Origin of the sequence: Janthinobacterium tructae (assembly GCF_006517255.1) — a bacterium.
Classification (GTDB): Bacteria; Pseudomonadota; Gammaproteobacteria; order Burkholderiales; family Burkholderiaceae_D; genus Janthinobacterium; species Janthinobacterium tructae.
In genome coordinates, this window is record NZ_CP041185.1 from 713,214 (window position 1) to 738,212 (window position 24,999).

At 69.4% G+C, this 24,999-nt stretch carries 12 protein-coding genes and 1 pseudogene; 6 read left to right on the forward strand and 7 right to left on the reverse strand.

Features of this window, described 5'->3' with window-relative positions; genetic code table 11:
- Nucleotides 1-73 precede the first annotated feature (73 nt).
- Nucleotides 74-1,060, forward strand: coding sequence for a magnesium and cobalt transport protein CorA (locus FJQ89_RS03215; RefSeq protein ID WP_141169016.1), 987 nt, complete (start codon nucleotides 74-76; stop codon nucleotides 1,058-1,060).
- A gap of 9 nt (nucleotides 1,061-1,069) precedes the next feature.
- Here the strand turns inward: FJQ89_RS03215 and FJQ89_RS28300 are convergent.
- Nucleotides 1,070-1,282 (reverse strand): annotated as a pseudogene (locus FJQ89_RS28300) (alpha/beta hydrolase); the annotation flags it as partial.
- 268 nt (nucleotides 1,283-1,550) lie between these two features.
- Between FJQ89_RS28300 and FJQ89_RS03225 the strand changes: the two are divergent.
- The 3 genes from FJQ89_RS03225 to FJQ89_RS03235 are packed head-to-tail and all read left to right on the forward strand — an operon-like array spanning nucleotide 1,551 to nucleotide 3,779.
- Nucleotides 1,551-2,285 (forward strand): STN domain-containing protein, encoded by a 735-nt coding sequence (locus tag FJQ89_RS03225; protein WP_141169017.1) that lies wholly within the window; start codon nucleotides 1,551-1,553, stop codon nucleotides 2,283-2,285.
- Complete coding sequence (locus FJQ89_RS03230; RefSeq protein WP_141169018.1) at nucleotides 2,275-2,817, forward strand: RNA polymerase sigma factor; 543 nt, start codon at nucleotides 2,275-2,277, stop codon at nucleotides 2,815-2,817. Before FJQ89_RS03225 ends, FJQ89_RS03230 begins: the two co-directional genes overlap by 11 nt.
- 14 nt (nucleotides 2,818-2,831) lie before the next feature.
- Entirely contained in the window at nucleotides 2,832-3,779 is a 948-nt protein-coding gene (locus FJQ89_RS03235; RefSeq protein ID WP_141169019.1) for a FecR family protein, read from the forward strand.
- A 110-nt stretch (nucleotides 3,780-3,889) separates the two neighbouring features.
- On the opposite strand, the gene FJQ89_RS03240 is transcribed toward FJQ89_RS03235, so the two are convergent.
- On the reverse strand, nucleotides 3,890-4,858 hold the full coding sequence (locus FJQ89_RS03240; RefSeq protein WP_141169020.1) for an IS1595 family transposase: 969 nt from the start codon (nucleotides 4,856-4,858) through the stop codon (nucleotides 3,890-3,892).
- Nucleotides 4,859-5,058: 200 nt separating this feature from the next.
- Between FJQ89_RS03240 and FJQ89_RS03245 the strand changes: the two genes are divergently transcribed.
- On the forward strand, nucleotides 5,059-17,871 hold the full coding sequence (locus FJQ89_RS03245) for a filamentous haemagglutinin family protein (protein ID WP_243136396.1): 12,813 nt from the start codon (nucleotides 5,059-5,061) through the stop codon (nucleotides 17,869-17,871).
- Nucleotides 17,871-18,473 carry an RNA polymerase sigma factor gene (locus FJQ89_RS03250; protein ID WP_243136553.1) on the forward strand — a complete coding sequence of 201 codons (603 nt, stop codon included), beginning with the start codon at nucleotides 17,871-17,873 and terminating at the stop codon, nucleotides 18,471-18,473. Before FJQ89_RS03245 ends, FJQ89_RS03250 begins: the two co-directional genes overlap by 1 nt.
- 21 nt (nucleotides 18,474-18,494) lie before the next feature.
- Here FJQ89_RS03250 and FJQ89_RS03255 read toward each other — a convergent pair whose 3' ends face one another.
- The 5 genes from FJQ89_RS03255 to FJQ89_RS03275 are packed head-to-tail and all read right to left on the reverse strand — an operon-like array spanning nucleotide 18,495 to nucleotide 24,899.
- Nucleotides 18,495-19,037 carry a cytochrome b gene (locus tag FJQ89_RS03255; protein ID WP_141169022.1) on the reverse strand — a complete coding sequence of 181 codons (543 nt, stop codon included), beginning with the start codon at nucleotides 19,035-19,037 and terminating at the stop codon, nucleotides 18,495-18,497.
- A gap of 49 nt (nucleotides 19,038-19,086) precedes the next feature.
- Nucleotides 19,087-20,313 (reverse strand): TolC family protein, encoded by a 1,227-nt coding sequence (locus tag FJQ89_RS03260; RefSeq protein WP_141169023.1) that lies wholly within the window; start codon nucleotides 20,311-20,313, stop codon nucleotides 19,087-19,089.
- Nucleotides 20,310-20,636, reverse strand: coding sequence for a DUF3240 family protein (locus FJQ89_RS03265; protein ID WP_096235206.1), 327 nt, complete (start codon nucleotides 20,634-20,636; stop codon nucleotides 20,310-20,312). Before FJQ89_RS03265 ends, FJQ89_RS03260 begins: the two co-directional genes overlap by 4 nt.
- Nucleotides 20,623-23,727, reverse strand: a complete 3,105-nt coding sequence (locus FJQ89_RS03270) for an efflux RND transporter permease subunit (protein WP_141169024.1) — start codon at nucleotides 23,725-23,727, stop codon at nucleotides 20,623-20,625. Before FJQ89_RS03270 ends, FJQ89_RS03265 begins: the two co-directional genes overlap by 14 nt.
- Entirely contained in the window at nucleotides 23,727-24,899 is a 1,173-nt protein-coding gene (locus FJQ89_RS03275; RefSeq protein ID WP_243136398.1) for an efflux RND transporter periplasmic adaptor subunit, read from the reverse strand. The genes FJQ89_RS03270 and FJQ89_RS03275 overlap by 1 nt, the downstream gene beginning before the upstream one ends.
- Nucleotides 24,900-24,999: the final 100 nt, after the last annotated feature.

The following is a 24,999-nucleotide window of genomic DNA, read 5'->3' on the forward strand; positions in this document are numbered from 1 at the left end:
TTGGCATGGCTGTCATGGCATTTCCGCTATACTGGCCCCCCAATAATTTTGCCGCCATTCGCCGAAAATCACCATGGACCTGAGTACCCACGCCGCCGTCGTCAATTGCGAAGCGTATCGCGATGGCAGGAAGATCGCCCATTTCGACATCGACAAGGTGGGCGACTTCCTCGGCGACCCCGATTGTTTCGTGTGGATAGGCCTGGCCGGTCCCGACAGCATCGCCATGCAGGCGCTGCAATCGGCGTTTGGCTTGCACGAACTGGCCGTCGAGGATGCGCAGGGAGCGCACGAGCGACCCAAGCTGGAAGAGTATGGGGACACCCTGTTCATGGTGATGCACACGGCGACGCTGGACGGCGGCGCCATCATCTACGGCGAAACCCACGTCTTTCTCGGCCCCCGCTTCATCATCACGGTGCGCCATGGCGCCTCGGCCGGTTATGCAAAGTTGCGTGAGCGCAAGGAAAGCGTGCCCGAGAAACTCGCCAGTGGCCCTGGCTATGTGCTCTATTCCATCATCGACTTCATCGTCGACCAGTACCAGCCCTGCATCGACCATCTGCAGTCGCGCTTCCAGCACTACGAGCTGCAACTGTTCCAGCCCAGTCTCTCCGAAGACAAGCTGCAGGATTTCTACCAGCTCAAGACGGAACTGCTCAAGCTCGACGCGGCCGTCAATCCGCTGCATGACATCTGCACCCAGCTGATCCGTTTCCATGGCGACATCGTGCCCAAGGAAAACCGTATCTATTACCGCGACATTCTCGACCACGTCAAACGCGTCACGCACACGGCGGGGCAGATGCGCGAACTGGTCAATTCGGCCATGCAGGTGGCGCTGGGGCAAATCTCGATCCGCCAGAACGAGGTGGTCAAGCGCCTGGCCGCCTGGGCCGCCATCCTGGCCGTGCCCACCATGGTCTTCAGCCTGTACGGCATGAACTTCGAATTCATGCCGGAGCTGAAGTGGCGCGGCAGCTATCCTGCCGTCATCGTCGTCATCATCGCCGGCTGCTACTGGCTGCACCGGCGCCTGAAGCGCGAGGGCTGGCTGTAGCCAGCCGCCTTACGCGCAAGCCACCGCGCCAGCCGCTTCCAGTATCAGCGCCGCCACTTCCACGGGACGCGAGGCCAGCGAGGCGTGGCTGGCGTTCAGGCGCGCTGCCATGCGCTCCTGGTTGACGGGGGAAAGCATGCGGTCGGCGGCGGAAACCTGGTAGCAGCTGGTTTTATGCTTCCAGGCCGGGTCGCTGACGGTGTTGCCGAAGGTGCTGGCCAGGCGCAGCGGGCGGAAAACATGGAAAAACGCTTGCCCGGCCGCCACGATCTTGGGCTCGGACTGCGGCGACAGGCATGCCGGCAAGTTGCGCAAGGCGCCGGGGGCGACGCTGGAACTGCCGCCGGCGGGCATGCGCCTGGGGTGAGCAATGGCTGAGGGCGGCGGCCGGTCACGGCGTGTCACGATGGTGTCACTTTTGTCGTGTAGCCTGCTGCTGTCGATGGGCCATTCATCGGCAACAGCCCCATTTCGAGAACAGGACGATAGCGTGATGACAGCAAGCCCGGCGTCGCTCAGTGTGCTGGCGCTGGCCGGATGCCTGCTGTGGGCCGGCTTCGCCACGACAGGAATGGCGCACGCCGCGCCGCCGCTGTATGCGTTCCAGATTCCTGCCCAGCCGCTGGCCGACGCGCTCAGGGCGTATGGCCTGATCACGGGGATTTCCGTGCTGGCGCCCAGCGGCGCCTTGCGCCAGCGCTACAGCAATGCCGTGCAAGGCAGCCTGCCGGCGCCGGAGGCGCTGCAGCGCCTGCTGTCGGGCACCGGCCTGCAGGCCCATTTTCCAGCGGCGAATGCCGCCATCATCCAGCTGCCTGCCGGCGAGAGCCCGGCCACGCCGCCACTCTCACCGGAAAACGGTCCCATCGCTCTGGACGCCATCGATGCCGTGCATGCGGACGGTGCCGATTATGGCGCTTATGTCAGCGGCGTGCAGGCGCAATTGCTGCGTGTCCTGTGCCGCTCGGCCCTGACGCGCCCCGGCAGCTACCGTCTGGCGCTACGCTTGCGCATCGCCGCGTCGGGCAGCGTGGCGACGCTGAAACAGGCGGGCAGCACGGGACGCCCGGTGCGCGATGCCGTGATCTCGCGCAGCTTGCGTGCGCAGGTATTCGAGCCGCCGCCGCCGGCCATGCCGCAGCCGATCACCATTCTGCTGCGCCCGGATGGCGCGGGCGGCGCCTGCCAGCCGGCGCCTGCGGAGGACCAGGCTGATGCCCGATAGCTTGCGCGCGCGCCTGCGCGGTGTGCTGGTGACACGCTATGGCCAGCTGCGCCGCAAGCTTGAGTACATCGTCGGCACCGGGGAGCGCGCGAGCGATGCCCTGCAGGAGACCTGGCTGCGCCTGGAGTCGATGCCCGGCAATACCGCCGTGCGCAATCCCGACGCCTACCTGCTGCAGATGGCGGTCAACGTCGCCACCGACCAGTACCGCCGCGAACACCGGAAATTGAACGATGCCGATATCGACGCACTGTTCGACGTGGAAGACGAACTGGCCGATCCCGAGCGCATCGTCGCGGCGCGCAGCGAGATCGTCGCCCTGGAAGCGGCGCTGCGCCAGCTTACGCCGCGCCAGCGCGAGATCCTGCTGGCGGCGCATATCGATGGCCAGCTCAATCGCGAGATCGCCGCGCGCCTGGATATTTCGCTGAGCCTGGTGGAAAAAGAGTTGCGGCACGCCCTGCGACATTGCCAGCAATACGTGGGCGCGCCGGCCGACATGGCTGCCCGTGGCGGCCCGCGCCGCTTCTGATACGATTCTTCATCATGACCCAATACAGCAACGACAGCGACGGCGATATCGAGGAACAGGCGAGGCAATGGCTGGTGCGCCTGCGCTCGGGCCGGGCGAGCGAGGCCGATGCGCAGGCGTTCGCCCGCTGGCGCGCGCAAAGTCCCCACCACGCCCGGGCGGCGCGGGAGCTGGGGCAGCTGTGGCGCGGGCTGCGCATGGCGGCGCCCGCGGTGGCGCGCGAGCAGGCCATGCGCGCACCGTCGCGCGGCCGGCGCGTCTTCCTGGGCGGCGCGCTGGCCGCGGGCGTGGCGCTGCTGGCCTTGCGTCCGCCGCTGGCCCTGTGGCCGTCCGTGGGGGAACTGGCCGCCGACTATCGCACGGGCACGGGCGAGCAGCGCCAACTGGCGCTGGCCGGCGGCGCACAAGTGCGCATGAATACGCAGACACGCCTGAACCTGCGCGGCGCGGATGACGCCGCGTTCATCGAATTGCTGGCCGGTGAAGCGCAGATCTTCACGGGTGGCCGTGAGGCGTGCACCGTGCTGGTCGGCGGCGCGCGGCTGCAGGCGCGCGCCGCCAGTTTCAACGTGCGCTGCCTTCCGGATGGTGACGTGGAATTGAGCTGCCTGGAAGGCCGGGTCGAGGTCGACCACCCGCAGCGACGCACCAGCTTGTCCGCGTCGCAGCAGTTGCGCTACGGCCCGGACATGCTGCGCCTGGCCGCACCGGCCGATTCGAATGCCGTGCTGGCCTGGCGCCGCGGCCTGCTGCTGTTCAATGATACGCCGCTGGCGCAGGTGGTCGAGGAGCTCAACCGATACCGGCCCGGCAGGATCTTCCTGCAAAGCGAAGAGCTGGGCATGCGCCGCGTCCAGGCGCAGTTTTCCATCGATAAGCTCGATGTCGCGCTGGCGCTGATCCGCGACCTGTACGGCGCCCGGCTCACCTACTTGCCTGGCAATCTGGTCTTGCTCAGCTAGGCCCTGTCACACGCGCGCATCAAGCAGGGCGTGGACCCACAGTATCTCACCTTCAACTATGGGAACCCTCCCGGCGTTGTCTTCAATAGTGTTTGTGGAAAAAATAAAGGCTATGTCACCGTCAGATGTGGAAATGCTCCCAGCGTTGCTTTCAATAACGTTTCTGGTGAACGGATGCGCCCGGCGTCGAGTATCCAGCGCCATCCCAGGTAGTTCGGCAGGTAACGCGTCGCCACGCCGTGAAAGGGCCGTAGCCAGTCCCGCAGGCGGCGATGATACGCATTGACGTTCTGCACATGGGCCGCGCCCCGCACGCGGATGCCGGCGCGCAAGTTGACGGCCTGATGGCTGATACCCGCCTCCCTGGCGAAGGCCAGGTAGGCGGCATGGCCATCGGTCACTAGCAAAACATCCTTGTCGATGACGGGCAACAAACAATGGTGTAACTGCGCCTTCGTCAGCGCCCCTTTGCCCGTGACAAAATCGAGGGTTTGTCCCGTGCGGTCGCGCGCCACCAGGATACAGACCTGTTCATTGGAAATGCCGCGTTGGCGGGCATGGCCGCCCCGGCGGCGGGCTCGACGCGTCATTCGCCTGGATCCCTTTTCCGATTCCAGCAGATATAACTCGTCGGCCTCGGCGATGCCATGCAGGCCATGCGGCCGGTCCGTCTTGGCGACCGTTAAAAAACGGTGGCGCCAGCGAAAGGTGGTATTGCGGTGCACCCCCAGCTGCTGAGCGGCTTGGCGCACCGAGGCGGAGTCGAGCAGACAATCGGCATACTCGAGCCATAGCGCCTTGTGGCGCAAGCGGGCCAGCGGCGTGCCCGTCAAGGCATTGAAGGTACGCCCGCACGGCACGCAGCGGTAGCGTTGCAAGCCGTGTGCATGGCCATGCCGGTGCAGCTGAGGCGAGTGGCAGGCGGGACAGGCCAATCGCCGCTGCGCCACACTTTCCAGCAGCGCGACGGTCGCGTCGTGTGGGGCATTGCCACGCAGCAGGGCCATTCCAGCCTGCCGCTGGCGTCGGTTCAACTGCGCAAATTGCGCGATAAAGCTGATCCATTCGGCTGCCTGCATGATCTGCTCCTTGTCAGGTAAGTATGCAGAGTCAGACAGCACTGTCAAAGGAAGATTCCGGCATTTACCCTACTTACCGATGACAGAGCCAAAATAAATGCGGGTTAGGCGGGCAGCATGCGTCCCAGTCATGAGCAGCGCATTTTCAGCGCGCCTTCCCTGACCAACCAGCACGTTCATTTTTCCAGGAAATCATTGCCATGACCATGTTTCACACTGCCCGGCGCACGACCATGACACAGACGCTGCGCGTGCCCGCGCCGCAAGCGGCCATGCGGCTTACGCCCCTCGCGTATGCCGTGGCCGTGCTGCTGGCGGCGGGCGGCACGCTGCAGCAGGCGCAGGCGCAGCAGGCGTTCAGCGGCGCCTGGTTTGCCGGCAAGGGCGCGACGCAGGCGACAGCGGTGCAGACGGGGCGGCAGCCTGGCGGCGTGCCGCTGGCCGGCCGGCCGGCGGCGCCCGGCGCGCAGACTGGCGAGCAGTTGCAGCGTTCGCTCAACAACCTGAATCTGGCCGCGCGCGCCATCGCTGCTCAGCAGGCGGCGCAGGCACAGGCGCGCCAGGGAGCGGCCGCTGCGCCCGGCGTGCCCGATGGCCTGGTGAATGGCGGCCTGAAGATCGATGCCAACAGCCTGACGGCTGGCTGGCTCAACGCCCAGGCGCCCGTGCAGACGGTGCAGGGAGGCAAGACGACGGTGCTGGTGCGGCAGACGGCCGACAAGGCCATCCTGAATTGGGAAACGTTGAATGTCGGCAAGGATACGACCTTGTCCTTCCAGCAACAGAAGGACTGGGCCGTGCTAAACCGGGTCAATGATCCGCTGGCGCGTCCCAGCCAGATCCAGGGCCGCATCGAGGGCGACGGCACGGTGCTGCTGGTCAACCGCAACGGCATCGTCTTCCATGGCGCCAGCCAGGTCGATACGCGCAACCTGGTGGCTGCCGCCGCCGGCATCGGCGACGCGCAGTTTCGCGAGCGCGGCATTTACAGCAATGGCAGTGCGCCATCGATCAGCGATGCACTGGGCAAGGTCGACGTGCTGCGCGGCGCGCGCCTCGCCGCGCGCGCGCCCGCCAATTCCACCGAGGGGGGCGGTTATGTGCTGCTGGCGGGCGCCGAGGTGCATAACGGCGGCGAGATCCTGGCGCCGAAGGGACAGGCGCTGCTGGCCGCTGGCGACAGCTTCGTCATCCGCAAGGGCGTGGGCACGGATGGCAATGCGCTGTCCACCACGCGTGGCAATGAGGTCGTGCCCCGGTCCGGCGTGGCGGGGGCGACAGGCAAGGTCACCAATTCGGGGCTGATCCAGGCGCGCGAAGGCGATGCGACCCTGGCCGGGCGCGAGGTGCGCCAGGATGGTGTGCTGCTGGCCAGCACCAGCGTCAACGCGCGTGGCACGGTGCACCTGCAGGCGCTGGGCGAACAGGCCGCCGTGGTGCTGGGACAGGGCGCCACGACAGCCGTCCTGATCGAGGAAGATGCGAGCAATACGGCGCTCGACAGCCAGCGCGACGGCTTGCGCGCCCCGGCCGTGGCCGGCGCCGCGTCCATGCTGCCGCTGGCGGACCGGCGCGACCAGTCGCGCATCGCCATCGACAGCGCCGGCACGGTGGATTTCCAGGACGCGTCGCTGACGCTGGCCACGGGTGGGCAGATCAGCGTCAATGCGGCCGGCCGCAGCCTGGTGCGCGATGGCGCGCGGATCGACGTGGCGGGCGCGGCCGGCGTGCGGCTGGCCATGGAAAGCAATAACGTCAAGGTCAACGTGCAGGGTAACGAACAGCGCGACGCACCGGGCAACCGCGATGGCAAGGGGCTCAATAGCAGCGATATCTGGCTGGACAGGCGCAGCCTGGTGTTTGTTCCCAAGGGGGCGAACGGCTATGACAGCGACCGCTGGTACACGGCGGGCGGCTTGCTGGAGGTGGGCGGCTACCTGGGCATGCAGGGACACACGGTGGGAGAATGGATGGCGCAGGGCGGCACGCTCAGTTTTGACGGCAAGGACGTCGTCACGCAGTCCGGTTCCAGCATCAACCTGTCGGGCGGCACCTTGCGGGTGGAAGGCGGCTCGATCCGCCAGACCTGGGTGAATGGGGCCGATGGCCGCCAGTACGAAGCATCGCGCGCCCCCGGCGACCTGCTGTACACGGGCCTGTACCGGGGCTTTGAAGAGCTGCACGCGCGCTGGGGCGAGTCGGCCACGGCTTCCTACCGCAGTCCGCTGATCGCGCCGCTCCAGCGACTGGAAAACGGGTATACGGTGGGACGCGATGCCGGCAAGCTGGTGATCGGTACGCAGGCGGCCGTGCTGGAAGGGCTGATCGACGCCGCCGCCGTCCAGGGCCCGGGCCAGCAGCAGGCGGCGCAGGCCGGTGTCGATGGCTACCATCAGTCGCACAAGGCCGCCGCCACGCGCGGCCAGCTGATCGTCGGCCGCTCCGTGCCCATGTTCGAAAAGAGCACGGGCCTGACGCACGACAGCCTGGGCGCCGTCATGCGCGACGTACAACTGGCCGGCGGCGCGGACGATATCGCCGCAGGCCTGGACCTCGGCACGCTGCTGCCGACGTCGCGCCAGGGGCGCCTGGTGCTCGATACGGCACGCCTGAACGGCTTCGAACTGGGCGCCATCCGCATGGCCGCCACGGACACGATTGCCGTCAATGGCGCCGTGCGCGTGGCCGACGGCGGCAACGTGACCCTGTACGGCAGCGCTGTGGCGGTCAATGCCGACGTGACGGCGCACGCGGGCAGCATCCAGATCGGCAATATCCTGCGGCAGGCTGTCAACGACCGCATCGAGGACAGCTTGCTGAAGGCGCCGCCCGGCGGCAACGCCGGCGTGCAGGTGGCCGGCGGCGTGACGCTGGATGCGAGCGGCTTGTGGAGCCAGTCCCTGCAGGAGGAGGAATCATTGTCTGGCGCCAAGCTGGCCTACCGGCATGGCGGCAGTGTTTCCCTGCGCAGCAGCGGCGACGTGCTGCTGCGCCAGGACAGCCGCATCGACGTGCGCTCGGGTGCGGCGCAGCTGGCTGGCGGTGCGGTACGCGGCGGCAAGGGCGGCAACGTGACGCTGGAAACGCGTATGCAGGGCAGCGAGCGCGCGGCCAGCCTGGGTTTCGATGGCGCGCTGCTGGGCCAGGGCATGGAGGGCGGTGGCACGCTGCAGGTGCGTGCGGCGAAGGTGCAGATCGGCGCACCGGCGCAGGCCGCGGCCGACACGCTGCAGCTCGACAGCGGCTTTTTTGACAAGGGGTTTTCCCGCTACGATATCGGCGGCAACGGCGGCTTGACGGTGGCCGACGGCGCGCAGGTCGCGGTGACGATGCCGCTGCTGCGCCTGGCCGGGCAGGAGGTGGAAGCGTGGCTGTCGCCCGTATACCGCGAAGACGCGAGGAAGGGCGTGCTGACGCAGCGCCTCGGCGCCAGCTTGCGGCTGCAGGCCGGTGTGGCGGACGTCTCCGGCGGCGCGGACATGGCCAGCGTCCAGGCGCGCATCGGCCACGGCGCCAAGCTGGAAGTCGATCCCGGCCAGTCGATCACGGTAGCGGGCATCGGCCAGCTGACGCTCGATGGCCGCCTGAATGCCTGGGGCGGCAAGATCGTGCTGGAAGGCATGGCGGGTGATGTGCAGGCGGCCGAGGTGGCCAACGGCGCCGGGCATGGCCGCTCGATCTGGATCGGCGACGGGGCCGTGCTGGACGTGGCGGCGCGCGCCGCGACGGCCGTCGATGCACGCGGCCAGCGCTATGGCCTGGTGCGCGACGGCGGCAGCATCGTGGTCGGCGGCACGCTCGACCATGCCACGGGCAAGGCCGATGCGGCGCACCTGTTCGTGGCCATGCGCGAAGGCGCGCTGCTCGACGCTTCCGGCACGCAGGCGCAGCTCGACGTGGCGGGCCTGGGCGCCACGCAAGTGGCCAGCCGTGGCGGCAGCATCGCGCTGGCGTCGAACAACGGCCTGTACCTTGACGGCCAGATGAAAGCCGGCGCGGGCGGCGCCAGCGCGGCCGGCGGCACGCTCGCTCTCGCGCTGGAAACGCCGCTGTACCGCGATACCGCGGGCGCGCGCGTGCGCCAGGCGCGCGAATTCATGCTGCGCCAGCAGCCGGCCGGCGGCACGCTGGCCGCCACGCAGCCGGAACAGGCTGCCGCGCAGTTCGTGTATGGCCACGCGGCGCTGGCCGCCTCGCAGGTGGCCGCTGGCGGCTTCGGCAACCTGTCCATTCTCAGCAACGGCATGCTCGGCTTCGATGGCGACCTGTCCCTGTCGCTGGGCCAGAGCCTGCATCTGTACGCGCCCACCCTGGTACTGGCCGACGGCGCGGCGGCGGCCACGCGCGTGCTGCTGGCGGCGCCGTACATGCGCCTGGCCGGCATCGGCGCCGTCGGCACGGGCGATGGCCAGATACGTCCCACTGTGACGGGCGGCGTGTCGACGCAGCCGGCTGCGGGCACCTTGCGCCTGGAAGCCATGCAGCTGCTCGATGTGCGCGACGTGCTGACGACGGGTGCGCATGGCGGCAAGGAGCGCGCGCAAGGACTGCCGATGGTGCTCGACCGGCGTGCCTTCGACAGCGTGGAACTGGCCAGCCAGGGCGACTTGCGTTTCCTGGGCGCCACCGTCAGCGGCCAGAATACCGCCCTGAACACGCCGGCCGACCTGTCGCTGACGGCGGCGCGCATTTATCCGGCAACGGGCGCCAACGCCATCGTGCGGGTCGGCTACCTGGGTGGGGGCAGCGATTATGCGCAGCAGCGCCTGCTGCGCATAGGCCGCGCCGGCACGGATGGTCAAGCGCCGCCGCTGCCGCCATCTTCCGCCTTTGGCGCGCTGACCCTGGGCGCCGCCGCGATCGAGCAGGGCGGCGTGCTGCTGGCCCCGCTGGGTAGTATCGTGCTGGGCGCCAGTACGGGCGCCAGCATGTCGGACACGCGTTCCTTGCGCTTCCTGCCGGGCAGCGTGACGTCGGTCAGCGGCGCCGGCATGATGCTGCCGTACGGCGGCACGGCCGATGGCGTCAGCTGGAGCTACGATGGACAGGATGTGAGCCTGCTGGGCGCGGGCGGCACCTATGGCACGACGGCCAATCTGAAGGTGGGGCTGGCAATGAAGAGCCGCGCGGTCGACGTGCTGCCGGGCGCCGTGCTCGATCTGTCGGGCGGCGGCCAGTTGCTGGGCGCCGCCTTCGTGGCCGGCCGTGGCGGCTCCACCGATGCGCGCTACCATCCGCTGGTGCAGACGCGGGCCAACGGCGGCTTCATCCTGCCTGAACTGGCCAGCAATCCCGTGTACGCGATTGTGCCGGGCGCGCAGGCGCCGGTGGCCCCCGCCGATGGCGAGCGGGGCGCCAGTGTGCCCGTGCCGGGCCAGCAGGTGACGATAGGCGCCGGCGTGCCCGGTTTGCCGGCCGGCAGCTACACCTTGCTGCCGTCGACCTACGCCTTGCTGCCGGGCGCTTTCCGCATCGAGATCAATGGCCAGGCCGGCATCGCGCCGGCCGCGCCGAATGCCATGCGCAACGGTTCCTGGGCCGCCAGCGGCCGCCTGTCCGTGGCAGGCACGGGCATCGGCGACGCCTTGTCGCGACAGCTGATCGTGACGCCGGCCAGCGTGTTGCGTAGTTATTCGCAGTACCGGGAAACCAGCTATGCCGATTTTGTGCGCGCCGACGCGGCCAGGCTGGACGTGCCGCGCGCCATGCTGGAAGCGGATGCGCGGACCATGCTGGTCCAGCTGATGCCAGGCAATGGCGACGCCCTCGATTTCCGTTTCCAGGGCCAGGCCCGCTTTCAGCCCGCCGACAAGGGGCATGGCGGCACGCTGGCCTTCCCGATGGACGGAGGGCATTTGGAAGTGCTGGCAGCCAGCGGCCAGGCCAGCGCCGACATCGGCACCGCATCGCTGCGCGCCGTTGACGTCAACGCCGTGGGCGCGGCGCGCCTGTCGCTGGGCAGCTTGCCTGTGGTGCGCTACGGCCAGGGCGGCAATCTGCTCGACTTCTCCACTGGCGGGGCCGCCGGCGCTATCACCGTGCGTGACGGGGCGTCGCTGTCGGCAGCCGAAGTATTGCTCATCGCCAACTCAACAGTGGCAAACCAGGGCGCCGGCATTAAGGTCGAGCAGGGTGCGGCCATCAGCACGCTGGGGCGCGGCAAGTCCGCCTTCGATGCCGAGGACGGCTTCGTCTACCAGCCCGGCTACCGCGGCGTGCTGGCCGTGTCCAACGGGCGCCTGCAGATGCTGGCGCCGGAATACGATAGCGTGGGTACGCCGGCCAGCATCCGCATCGGCACTTGCGCGCAAGCCGCCTGCGCTGGCGCTACCTCGCTGTATTCGGAAGGCTCGATCGCCTTTGCCACCAGCAGTGCCTTCGAGCTCGGCGACGCCGTGCGCTACGGCACGCACCACCTGACCCTGGCGGTCGGCGGCATCAACGTGGGCAGTGCGCAGGCGCTCGATGCGGCCGCCGCGCGCGGCGCTCTGCCGCCGGGGCTGACCTTGAACCAGGAAGTCCTGGACCGCTTGCTGCGCGGCGATGCCAGCACGGGCGCGCCGGCTTTGCAGACCTTGTCGCTGACGGCCGCCCAGTCGCTCAATTTCTACGGCGACGCGACCCTGAGCACCATGGATGCCAGCGGCAAGTCGCTGCTGGACAAGTTGTCGCTGACGACGCCGGCCATGTATGGCGGCGGCAAGGCGGGCGAGGCGGCGCGTATCGTCACCGATACCCTCGTCTGGAATGGCGGCACGGCCGGCCCGGCAGCGCTGCCCGGCGCCGTGCTGGCCGGCGGCGCCGGCACGGGCAGCGGCACGCTGGACGTGAACGCGCGGCGCATCGAGTTCGGTTATGGCCCCGACACGCGCCCGGACACGCTGGCCGACGCCCAGCGCCTGATCCTGGGCTTTGCCGACGTCAGGCTCAATGCCAGCGAGCGCATCACGGCTAACCACAAGGGCAGCCTGGCCGTGCACCAGTCGCAGGGTGCCTATGCGGCGGGCAAGGGCTACGCCTACGCAGGCGGCGACCTGTACCTGAACACGCCGCTGCTGACGGGACAAGCCGGTTCCGTCAACCGCATCACGGCAGGCGGGGCGCTCTATATCGCGGGAGCGGGCGCTGGCCTTGGCGGGCCGGCGGCGCTTGCCGGCAGCGACGCGCTGGGCGCGGAACTGCTGTTGGCGGGCAATAGCGTGACGCTGGATACGGCCGTGGTGTTGCCTAGCGGCAAACTGACCCTGGCCGCCACTGGCGACGTGCGCCTGCTCGACGGCGCGCAGCTGGACATGGCGGGACGCAAGGTCAGCATCCACGATGCGGACAAATACAGCTGGGGCGGCGAGGTGATACTGACCAGCCGCAGCGGCAATATCGCGCAGGCGGCCGCCGCCGGCATCGATGTGTCGGCCCGCAACAACCAGGGCGGCAAGGTACAAGCCATCGCCCTCGATGCGGGCGCAGGCAAGGTCGACCTGCAGGGCCGGTTGCTGGGCGGCGCCAGCGGCCGCTATGACGCTGGTGGCACGGTCCTGCCCTACAAGGGCGGCGTCGTGGATATCCGCGCGCAGGACGTGGGCGATTTCGCGGCCCTGAACCGGCGCCTGAACGATGGCAAGGTCGATGGCGAACGCAGTTTCCAGATCAAGCGGGGCGATCTGACCATCGGCGACGAGATCAGGGCGGGCAGCGTCAATGTCTCGCTCGACAATGGCCGCCTGACGGTGGCGGGCACCATCGACGCCAGCGGCGAGCGCGTGGGCTCTATCCGCCTGGCGGGCAAGCATGGCGTGACGCTGGCCGGCACGGCCGTGCTCGACGCGCATGGCAGCGTGCTGCGCGTCGACAGCTACGGCAAGATCATCGATGCGCCGAACCGGGCGTTGATCGAAATCAATGCAGGCGATGGCGTGCTGGCCCTGGACAGCGGCGCGCGGCTCGATGTGCGCCACGGTACGGCCGCCGGCAGCGGCGCGGACAAGGGCCGGCATGACGGCAAGGCGCGCGGCACGCTGGACTTGCACGCGGCGCGCCTGGGCAGCGCCGGTGGCGCCAGCGACGCCGACGCGGCCACGCACGGCGACATCGCCATCGCGGCTGGCGCAGGCCTGCGCATCGAAGGTGCGCGCGAGATCGCCGTGCACGGCACGGCGCGCTACAGCGATGCGCCACAAGGCGTGCTCAAGGATGTCAGTGGCCAGGTCGTGCCGGGCCCGGACGGCTTGCCGCAGGCGGACCTGGCGGCGGGCGGCCGGCCATACCAGTACATCGACCAGGCTTACCTCGATAGCAAGCATGGCGACAGCACGGACTTCATGGCGGCGGCGCTGGGCAACGCCAATTTGCTGGAAAATAAGCTGGCAGGCTTGCGGACGGCCGCGCTTGCCGAGGCGCTGCATGTGCGGCCCGGCGTGGAAATCGTCACGCAGGGCGACCTGGTGGTCAGCGGCGACATCGACCTGTCCGCGCACCGCTATGCGGGCCTGAACGCGAAGGCGCCAAAAACCGCCGTGGCCGGCTCGGGCGAACCGGGCAGCCTGGTGTTGCGCGCGGGCGGCAATCTCGACATCTTTGGCAGCATCAACGACGGTTTTGCGCCGCCGCCCGCCACGCCGGACGACAAGGGCTGGGTGCTGACGCCGGGCCGCCAGGCCTACGGCGCAGACGTGGTGGTGCCGGGCCATGGCGTGGTGCTGGCCGAGGGAACGTTGTTTCCCGCCGGTAAGGTCTTGAATTATGCCCTGCCCATCCAGTCGGTGACGCTGGCCGTGGGCACCGTGCTGCCGGTGGCGGCCAGCCTGGCGGCGGCGCTGGAAGTGCCGCTCGATACGGTGCTGCGCGCGGACGTGCGCGACAGCGCCGGCCGCCTGCTGCATGCGGCCGGCACGCTGGTTGCGGGCCAGCCGCTGCTGCTGCCGAAAGGCACGCAGATGGGCGCCGGTTCGCAATTGCCCGGGACGGCCGCGCTGGAAGGCCTGACCTGGCCGGCCGGCGTGCCCCTGCCGAGCCTGGCGCAGTTTGATAACTACCTCAAGCCGAACGGGGTCATGCTGGCCAGTGCGCTGGCCTTGCGCGTCGGTGCGCTGATCCCCGCCGATACCCGCGTCAAGTTGCCGGGCGGCGCCCTCAGCGTGCCGCTGCGCGCCATCACGGGCGGTGTGCAGGGCCGTAACTGGGCGGTCGCGCCCATGCTGCCGGAAGGCTCGCTGTCGTGGTCGATGCGGCTCGTGTCCGGCGCCGATACCGGCGCGGCCGACACGCGCAGCATCCGTCCCGTGCTGGCGGGCGACTTGCGGCTGGCGGACAGCCACTACGCGCTGTATGAAACGTATGACCGGAAAATCATCCCGGGCACGCCGGCGCGGCCGGGCGGTGCCTGGTTCTGGAATGCGTTCGGGGGCGAACTGGGGTACGAGCCGGGCACGCCGGTAGCGCCAGATCTTGAAGACTGGTGCGACGCAGGCGCCTGCGACCGCTACAACTATGCCTGGAGCGACAGCGCCAGCCTGTATGATCCCGCCTGGCTGGCCGGCAAGCCGGTGCCGCTGGATGTGGAAGGACTGTGCGACGCGGACCTCTGCATCCCGCTGGGCAAGGCGATTCCCGGCACGCCGGACCGGGTGGAAATCGGCGCGCTGAAAAGCGTGACGCCAGCGACCCAGCATTTCAGCGTGCTGCGCACGGGGACGGGCGACCTGGACCTGATTGCGGCCGGCAACGTCAGTACCCTGTCGCCATATGGCATCTATACGGCGGGCACCTCCACCGCCAGCCTGGGCAATGCCGCCTACAATCAGGCGCGCGGACGCGCCGGCGACGGTGCGACGGTGCTGGGCAGCGGCGGCGCCGCGTATGAATCCCTGGTCGATGGCGGCGCGGCCAGCCCCTATGCGGCCTGGTACCCTGACCATGGCGGCAATGTGCTGCTGCGCGCGGGCGGCAACCTGACGGGCGACATCGTCAGTGCGTTCGGCGTTGCGCGCCAGGAAGACTTGCGCAGGCAGGCGGCCAGCGCCAACGTGGGCAACTGGCTGTGGCGCCAGGGCACGGGCGGCACGGCCGGCGTCGACCCCATACCCGCCAGCTGGTGGATCAATTTTGGCACATATATCAAGGAAGCCGGAGGCGCGAGCGTCTTGCAGCCCGACCAGGCGATCATCGACAAGCTGCCCATGCTGGTGGGCTTCACGGGCATGGGCACGCTGGGCGGAGGTAACCTGAGCGTCGATGTGGGCGGCCATGCGGGCATGCAGGCGCGGCGCGGCTCGGCCGATGGCAACCAGTCGCCGCGCAGCGAAGGACTGGTGCTGGCCGTGGCCGGCACGGGCCGTGTCGGCGCCGACGGCGGCATGCTGCTGACGGGCGGCGGTGACATGGACGTGCGCATCGGCGGCGACCTCAACCCTGGCCTGCAGGCCAGGGCGGCCGTCAACACCGGTTCTGGCATGCAGCTGGGCGTGGCGACGGATTACCAGAACCAGAACCTGAACCTGAACGGCGCGCTGAGCAATCTGCGCGGCGCCCTGGCCCTGCAAACGGGCAGCCTGGGCGGCGTCGCCTTCAATTATGGCGGCATGCCGCAGCAGCACGACAGCAAGGAGCAGCGCGCCTATGATCCCTATGGCGCCACGCTGGGCACGGCCACCGGTGGCGCGACGCTGATGCTGGGCGATGCGGCGGCGCGTGTGTCCACGCGGGGCGACCTGGTGCTGGCCGGCACGGGCGATCCGGGCCGCGTGAAGACGCCCCATTCATCTGCGTTCACGGCCAATGGCAAGGCCTATGCCCAGGGCGGCTATGGCTGGTTTTCGCTGTGGACGGACGGCACGGCGATCGACCTGTTCTCCGCCGGCGGCAGCCTGGCGCCGAGCGTGCAACTGGGCGATGTCGATTTTGGCAGGACACCGGCCAGCCAGGGCAACCATGCCGATTCGGACGGGCGTTTCCTGTTCCCTTCGCAGCTGGGGGCGGTGGCCGCGCATGGCAGCATCTTCCTGGGCAAGTCGGCGCTGGGCGGGCAAGACTACTACGCGCCCGGCTATTCCATGCTGCTGGCGCCATCGGCCAGCGGCCGGCTCGACTTGCTGGCGGGCGATTCGCTGTATGCCAGCGGCTATGCCGTGAGCCGCTCGGGCGCCGCCGCATCGAGCCTGGCCACGCCCGTTCATCCCGCCTTCGCCGGCTATGCGCAGCCGGCCACCTACGTGGCGGGCAATGGCGGCGTGGACGGCATCTTGTCGAGCCTGGTGCGCTTTCCCCTGTTCGCGTTTGGCAGCCCCAGCGCCGCGCCGCTCGGCGACATCGCCGGCACGCCGTCGCGCCTGTACGCGGGCAAGGGCGATATCGTCGGCTTGCGCAGCGGCGAGCTCCTGGCGTTTGCCAACGGCCAGCGGGCCGGGCAGACATGGTACGAGGGTGTCGCACCCGTATGGATGAGGGCCGGGCGCGACATTGTCAACTCCGGCACGCAGCCGGGCCAGCCGACGGCGCTGCCGAACACCATGGCCAATACCCGCGAGAACGTGTATGGCAATGGCGTCAGCACGGGCAACCTGTTCGTGCATGCGCGCGCCACGGACGTGTCCATCGTCGCGGCCGGCCGCGACATCCTGCATAGCAGCTTCAACGTGGCCGGTCCCGGCACGCTGGAACTGACGGCGGGGCGCCATATCCGCATGGAAGAGCAGGGTGCGCTGGTCAGCCTGGGCGCCGTGGTGGCCGGCGATCAACGCCCCGGCGCCGGCATCGTGCTGCAGGCGGGGCTGGGCGACGCCGGCGTGAATGGCGTCGATTTCGCCGCCTTCGCGCAGCGCTACCTGGACCCGGCCAACCTGGCCCAGGCCGGCGTGCCATTGGCACAACAGGCGGGCAAGGTCGCCAGGACCTATGCGCCGGATCTGGCCGCCTGGCTGGCGGCGCGCGAGGGTTTCGCCGGCACGCCGCAACAGGCGCGCACGCGCTTTGCCGCCTTGTCGCCCGAGCAGCAGCGGATCTTCGCGCGCCAGGTCTTCTTCGATGAATTGAAGGCGGGCGGGCGCGAATACAACGATGCGCAAGGTCCGCGTTTCGGCAGCTACCTGCGCGGCCGCAACGCCATCGCGGCGCTGTTCCCCGCGCAGGATGCGCACGGCAGGAACATCCGCTACCAGGGTGATATCAGCCTGTATGGCCCGTCTGGCGTGAATACGCTGTTTGGCGGCGACATCAGCATGCTCGCGCCGGGCGGCAAGCAGGTCTTCGGCACGGAGGGCCAGGCGCCGCTCGCTGTGCCTGGCCTGGTGCCCGGTGTGCTCACGCAGGGTGCGGGCGATATCGCGCTGTACGCCCAGGACAGCATGCTGCTGGGCCAAAGCCGCATCATGACCACCTTCGGCGGCGCCATCCTGGGCTGGTCGGCGCTGGGCGACATCAATGCGGGGCGCGGTTCGAAGTCGACCATCGTCTACACGCCGCCCAAGCGCGTGTATGACCAATGGGGCAATGTGACGCTGGCGTCCGACGTGCCCAGCACGGGCGCCGGCATCGCCACGCTGGCGCCGATACCGGAAGTGCCGGCCGGCGATATCGACCTGATCGCTCCCCTGGGTACCATCGACGCGGGCGAGGCGGGCATCCGCGTCTCGGGCAATATCAACCTGGCGGCGTTGCAGGTGGTGAACGCGGCGAACATCCAGGTGCAGGGGAAATCGAGCGGCATGCCGGTACTGGCCGCCGTGAATGTGGCCGCCCTGAGCAACGCCAGTGCGGCGGCATCGCAGGCGACGGGCGCGGCGCAGGAAGTGCTGCAGCGCGAGCGGGCGGCGGCGCGCGGCAGCTTGCCATCGATCTTTTCCGTGCGCGTGCTGGGCTTCGGCGACGAGCCGGTCGAAGACGGTGACAAGCCCGACAAGCGCGACAAGGCGGCCAGCTACCGGCCGGACAGCCCCGTCGCCATCCTGGGCCTCGGCGGCACGGGTGCCACTCAGCGCGCCCACCTGACGCGCCAGGAGCAGCAGGAGCTGGACCTGTGATGGCCAGCGTGGAAGCGTTTTCGCCGTGCCTGCAGGCGCACCTGGCCACGCACTACGCGCGCCTGCACCGGCGCCTGACGCGCTACCTGGGCTGCTCGGAGCTGGCCAGCGACAGCCTGCACGACGCCTGGCTGCGCCTGGCGGGCAAGCCGGCGCCGCCCGCCAGCAGCATGGATGCCTACGTCTGCCGCGTGGCGTGCAACCTGGCCGTGGACCGGCTGCGCCAGGCGCGGCCCTGGCACTACGCGGACGGCGCCGAAGCGGTGCTGGAACAGTTGGCAGATGGCGCGGCGGGACCGGCCACGCTGGCCGAAGTGCGCTCCGAACTGGCCGCCGTCGACCGGGCGGTGGCGTGCCTGCCGCGGCGCCACCGCCAGGTGCTGTTCGGCTTGCGCCTGGAGGACGCCACGCGCGACGAGGTGGCCGCGCGCCACGGCATCTCGCTGCGCAGCGTCGACACCCTGCTGCGGCAGGCGCTCGATCACTGCGCCGCGCAGACGGGGCAGACCGTCATCGGCGGCATCGGTACGGCGCGCCGGGCTTTGCGCACGGCGCGGGCTGGCTTCCAGCCGGGACCGCCATCGTTTGCTATTGCCACATAAGCATCATGGCACGCCAGCCGTCTATAGCATGCGCTGGAAGACACCATCCTTGTCCAGCAGCAGATGCTTGAGGCCGGCAAGGACGTGCAGGACGATCAGGGCGGCCAGGGTCCAGGCGCCCAGTTCGTGCAGTTCGAAGCATTGTTCGGCCAGCGCGTGGTCGGGCGCGAACCAGCGCGGCAGGGCCAGGCCGAAGAAGGCCACGCCGCTCTTGCTCAGCAGCGCACCGGCCAGGCCCGCGGCCGGCACCAGCAGCATGCCCGCGTACAGCAAGCCATGGCCCAGGCGCGACAGGCGCGCTTGCCACGGCGCCACGGACGCCGGCAGGCTTGCCGGCGCGTGGCCCAGGCGCCAGGCGGCGCGCGCGGCGAGCAGCAGCAATAGCAGCAAGCCCAGCGATTTATGCAGATTGAAATACACCTCGCTGCCGGGATCGTCCTCGACCTCCATCATATACCAGCCCAGGGCCAGCATGGCGGGGATCAGCACGGCCATCAGCCAGTGCAGCAGGCGCGCCGGGGATGCATAGCGCCAGCCTTGCGTCGTCAATTTCTCGGTGTTCATGGTGTTTCCTTCTCGGTCAATCGCGTGGATGAATCGTGTTGGCGCCGCATCAGTCGATGGACCAGATGGCGTGCGCGTCGAGTTGCAGGCGCGCCTGGGCCGCCAGCGCCTCGATCTGCGCCGTCTGCGCCGTGAGCGCCGCGTCGAGCGCCTGCCGCCTGCCGGCCAGCGCTACGGCCAGCGTGCATTCGCCCGCCTGGTAGGCGCGCTGCATCAGTTCCGCCTGGTGGATGGTTTGTTGTTGTACCTCTTGCAATGTAGTCCATATGGCGTGGCTATGCACGCTGTCGCTGGCGGCACGCCGGGCCGCCAGGGCGACGCGCAGCTGCGTCTGCGCCACCCGTTCGCGCGCCATCGAGGCCTTGATTGCCGCCGCCGACCTGTCCGCCGCACGTCCGGCGCCGGGTAGGGGAAACGACAGGCTGACGCCGAACACCCGCTCCTGGCCGTCGCGCTCGCGCGCGGCGCGCAGTGCCAGCGTCGGGTCAGGCATGGCGTCGCTGGCCAGGCGGCTGGCGCGCATGGCGTACAGGTCCGCTTCCGCCTGGGCCAGCTGCAGTTCGTGGTTGTCATGCACGATGCGCTCGGCCCAGCTGCTTGCGTCCTCGCTGCCGGCTTGCGGCAGTGGCAGCGAGTCGGCCTGCGGACGCGGCAAGCCGGGGTAGCTGATGGCCAGCAGCGTGAGCGACTGTTCGCTGCGCTGGCGTGCCTGTTGCAGCAGGGCCAGCACGCGCCGCTGTTCCGTCTCGGCTTGCAGCAAATCGAGGGCGGCGCCGTCGCCCGCCTGGACGCGGCGCGCGGCAATCGATTGCAAGCGCTGCGTCACGGCCAGCTGCTCTTCCAGCCGCGCTACGCCGGCCAGGTCGCGCAGCGCGTCGAACCAGTCGCGCAGCAGGGCGCGTCCCGCCTCGTGCCAGGCGTCGCCATGCAGCGCGCGCGCGACGGCCAGACCTTGCTCGCCCAGCGCCTGGTCCAGGCTGGCCTTGCCGAACCAGCGCAGGGGCCGCTCCAGCGCCACTTCCTGTTCCAGGTAGCGTTGCGCGCCGGGGGCGGTGCGCCGGCTGGCGCCCGCGCGCACCGTCCATTCATAGGGGCCGGCGGCCAGCTTGTCGCGTTCCGCGCCGGCCAGTTGCGTATTGAGCACCCCCTGGCGCAGCGCCGGCAGGCTGGCCAGCACGCGCCGCACCTCGGCTTCGGGCGGCAGCGCGGAAAGGACGCCTGGCGCCGCCTGCGCTCCCGCCGTCCACAGCAGCAGGGCCAGGGCGTGCGTCCTCATGCCAGCCTCCCGTGGCACAGCACGGGGCTGATCCAGTAGGCGATGTCGGGCTTGGGCAGCTGTGCCGCCAGCGCCTGCACCAGCAGGCGCAAGTCGGTGTCGGCGCCGGCGACCAGGACCAGCTTGCGCCGCCCCCGTCCCCGCACCTGTTCCAGGCTGGAAGGATAGGCGGCGCCCGGTCCCATGCCTTGCGCATCGAGCACGGAAAAACCGGCAGCCCAGGCCGGGTGCAGCAGCAGGAAATCGAGGACGTCCTCTTCGAGGGCTACGGGCATGGCCAGCGTCAGCATGGCGTCGCAGGGGGAACGGTCAGGGTGCTGCATGGTGGGCTCCAGTGAGGGCAGTGGTAGGGACAGATGGCTGCGCCACGCCGTAGCGGCGGAACAGCAGGGGCAGCAGTACGAGGGTCAGCACGGTGGCGCTGAGCAGGCCGCCGATGACGACGATGGCCAGCGGCTTCTGGATTTCCGAGCCGGGTCCGGTGGCCAGCAACAGCGGCACCAGGCCCAGGCCCGTGATACAGGCCGTCATCATGACGGGGCGGAAGCGCCGCACGGCGCCTTGCAGCACCAGCTCGCCGACCGGCACGCCGCGCGCATGCAGGTCGTTGAAACAGGTGATCATCACCAGGCCATTGAGCACGGCGATGCCCATCAGCGCGATGAAGCCCACCGAGGCTGGCACGGACAGGTATTCGCCCGTCAGGGCCAGCGCATACACGCCTCCCGTCAGCGCGAACGGGATGTTGACCAGCACCAGCAGGGTTTGCCGGATGCTGCGCAAGGTCGTATACAGCAGCAGGAAGATCAGCGCCAGCGCGATGGGCACGACCAGCGCCAGGCGGGCGGCGGCGCGCTGCTGGTTTTCGAACTGGCCGCCCCAGGCGATGCGATAGCCGGGCGGCAGCGGCACTTGCCGCGCCACCAGGGCCTTCGCTTCGTCGACGAAGCCGACCAGGTCGCGCCCGCGCACATTGGCGCGCACCACCACCAGGCGCGAGGCGTTTTCGCGCTCCACCTTGACGGGGCCGTCGACCGTGCGCAGGCCGGCCACCTGGCTCAGGGCGATGGCGGGGCCATCGGCCATGGGCAGGCGCAGCTGGCCGAACAGATCGGCCGACAGCTGCAGTTGTTCGCCGCCGCGCAGCAGCAGGGGCAGCCGCTTGCCGCCTTCGATGACGATGCCAGCCTGGCGCCCTTCGATCAGGGTGCGCAAATCGCCCTGGATCTGCTCCACCGAAAGGCCCAGGCGGGCGGCCGCCACCCGGTCGATATCGACTTGCAGGTATTGCACGCCCGAGTTTTGCGTCGTCAGCACATCCTCGCTGCCGGCCAGCGTTCGCAGCTGGGCCACGATGCGCGCGGCCAGCGCGCCCAGCGTCTTGCTGTCAGGGCCGTAGATCTTGACGGCCACGTCGCCGCGCACGCCGGACAGCATTTCCGAGGTGCGCATCTCGATGGGCTGGGTGAAGCTGATGTTGACGCCTGGAAAGCTCGCCGTGGCCGCGCGCAGGGCGTCGATCAGCGTTTCCTTGTTCGCGCTGTGCCACTGCGCGCGCGGCTTGAGCACCAGGAAGGAGTCCGTTTCGTTCAGGCCCATGGGATCGAGTCCCAGTTCATCGGACCCCAGGCGCGCCACGATGCGGCGCACGTCAGGCACTTGTTCCAGGATGCGGCGCTGGATGGCCATGTCCAGGCGCGCCGACTCTTGCAGGTTGACGGACGGCAGTTTTTCGATCTGCATGATGATGTCGCCTTCGTCCAGCGTGGGCATGAACGATTTGCCCACCTGCAGGAAGACGCCGGCGGCCAGCAGCAGGGCCGCCACGGCCACGCCGCCGATCAGGCGCTCGCGGCGCAGGGCGCGCCCGAGCAGGGCCAGGTAGGCCGCTTCCATTTTTTGTACCAGGCGCGGCGTGCCTGCGTGGCTTTCGGGCAGCAGCAGCGAGGCGAGCACGGGAATGACGGTCAGCGACAGCAGCAGCGAAGCGGCCAGCGCGAAGAGGATGGTCAGCGCCACAGGGGCGAACAGCTTGCCTTCCAGGCCCTGCAGGGTCAGCAGGGGCAGGAAGACGATCATGATCACCAGCATGCCTGCGCTGACGGGCAGCGCCACTTCGCGCACGGCCCGGTAGATGCGGTGCAGGCGCGGCACGCCCGGCTGCGCGTGGGCACCATGGGCCTCGATGTTTTCCACCACCACCACGGCCGCATCGACCAGCATGCCGATGGCGATGGCCAGGCCGCCCAGCGACATCAGGTTGGCGCTCAGGCCATACGCCTGCATCAGCAGGAAGGTGCCCAGCGCCGCCAGCGGCAGGATGCAGGCGACCACCAGCGCCGAGCGCAGGTTGCCCAGAAAGACGTACAGCAGCACGATCACCAGCACGGTCGCTTCGGCCAGCGCGCCCGTGACGCTGGCCACGGCCCGCTCCACCAGCTTGCCGCGGTCGTAGAAGGTGCTGATGGTGGTGCCCTTGGGCAGGCTGGGGCCGAGCGCGTCGAGCCGCGCGCGCACTTGCCGCACCACTTGCTGCGCATTCGCGCCGCGCATGGCCAGCACCAGCGCCTGCACGGCTTCGCCGCGCCCGTCCTGGGTGACGGCGCCATAGCGCGTCAGCTGGCCGATGCGCACCGTGGCCACCTGGCCCACGTTCACGGCCATGCCACCGCGCCGGTCGATGCCGATGGCGCGCACGTCGTCCAGCGTGCGGATGCCCGCGTCGCTGCGGATCAGCAGCGCCTCCTCGCCGCTGCCCAGGCGGCCCGCGCCGTCGCTGCGGTTGTTCGCTTCCAGCGCCTGCTGCAGCTGCGTCAGCGACAGGCCGCGCGCGGCCAGGGCGGCCAGGTCGGGCACCACTTCGAAGCTGCGCACCATGCCGCCGAGCGAATTGACGTCGGCCACGCCGGCGATGTTGCGCAGCTGGGGGCGGATGGTCCATTCGAGCAGCGTGCGCTTTTCCATCAGGCTCAAGGGCCCCTCGATGGTGAACATGAAGATTTCACCGAGCGGCGTGGTGATCGGCGCCAGGCCACCGCTGACGGAGGCGGGCAAGTCCTTGAGCACGCTGGCCAGCCGTTCGCTGACTTGCTGGCGCGCCCAGAAGACATCCGTGCCTTCCTGAAAGTCCAGCGTGATGTCGGCGATCGCATATTTGGACTGCGAGCGCAGCACGGCCTGGCGCGGTATGCCCAGCAATTCCTGCTCCACCGGGGCGACGATGCGCGCCTCGACTTCTTCCGGCGTCATGCCGGGTGCCTTCAGGATCAGCTTGACCTGGGTACCGGAGACATCGGGAAAGGCGTCGATGGGCAGCTCGCGGAACGCCTGCACGCCGGCCGCCGCCATCAGCGCGGTCAGCACCAGCACCATCAGGCGCTGCGACAGCGACAGGGCGATCAAACGGGCCAGCATCACTTGCCTCCCTGGACGGGGGCATCCGAGGCGGGCCCCAGGCCGCTCCAGCTGCCTTTCAGCGCCGCCAGGCCGCGCACGGCCACCGCGTCGCCCGGCACCACAGCACCGCGCACCCAGGCCATGCCGCCGCCGGCCGGCGTCGCTTGCACGGGCACTGCCGTGTAGCCCCTGGCATTGGCGACAAAGACGTACTCCTGGCGTGCTTCGCCCATGCGCCGCACCAGCGCCGCCGCCGGCACGGCCACGCCGCCCGGCGTTTGCGCCGGGCGCAGCAGGCGCGCTTCGACAAAGGCATTCACCTTCAGGCATGGCTCCTGGCCCACTTGCTGTGCGCGCAGCTGCGCGCTTTGCGTGGCGGCGTCAACGACGGGAGAGATGGCCGTCACGCGCAGCCTGGCGCAGCCGTCGACCTGCAGCAGGTCGCCCACGTGCAGCAGCGGCAGTTGCGCCCGGCTCGCCTGCAACTGCACCCACAGGGGCCCGCTGGCGGCCATGCGGGCCAGCAGCGCGCCGGCTTCGACGTGCTGCCCCGCTTCGACCGGCAAGGCCAGCACGCTGCCGGCGCGGCTGGCGCGCACCGTCAGCAGGGGCGACAGCGTGCGTTGTTCGCGCAGGCGCCGCAGCGCCACGCCATCGAGGCCGGCGCTGCGCAGCGCCTGTTCGCGTTCGCTGGCCGCCAGCGCGGCCAGCTGCGCCGCATCGCGGCTCTCATCGAGACGGGCACGGGCGATGATGCCGTCGCCGTACAGTCCTTCGTCGCGCGCCAGTCTGGCTTGGGCCAGGCGCGCCGCACTGGCCTTTTCCAGGTAGGCGCGCTGCCACTCCAGCCAGCCCTGGCTGTACAGGGTCAGCAGCGGCATGCCGACGCGCACCTGTTGCAGCGGCGTCACGTGCACCTGCTGTACCACGCCGGCGAGCAGTGCGCTGGCCACGGCTCCCGAGCCGGGCGGCGCCACCACGGTGCCCGACAGGAGCAGGTCGTTGCCCGCAGGCGTCCCATCGCCGGCCAGCGTGGCGAGCGCCGGCGTGGTGGCGATGCCGGCACGGCTGATTTGTTGCGAACTGAGCAGCAATTGCTGCGGCGCGGCGGCCGACAGCAGCGGCCAGCCGAGCAGAGCCAGTATTGGCCAGCAAGGCTGGCAGCGGTTAAGATGGGGGGAAGCGGGCATGGGAGGCAGCCGGAAGTGGACGATGGATCGATGGTCGCCAGCAGATGTTAAGAAGTTCTTAATGTCCGGCGCCTACGCTGCCAGCATGAAATTCCCCGAC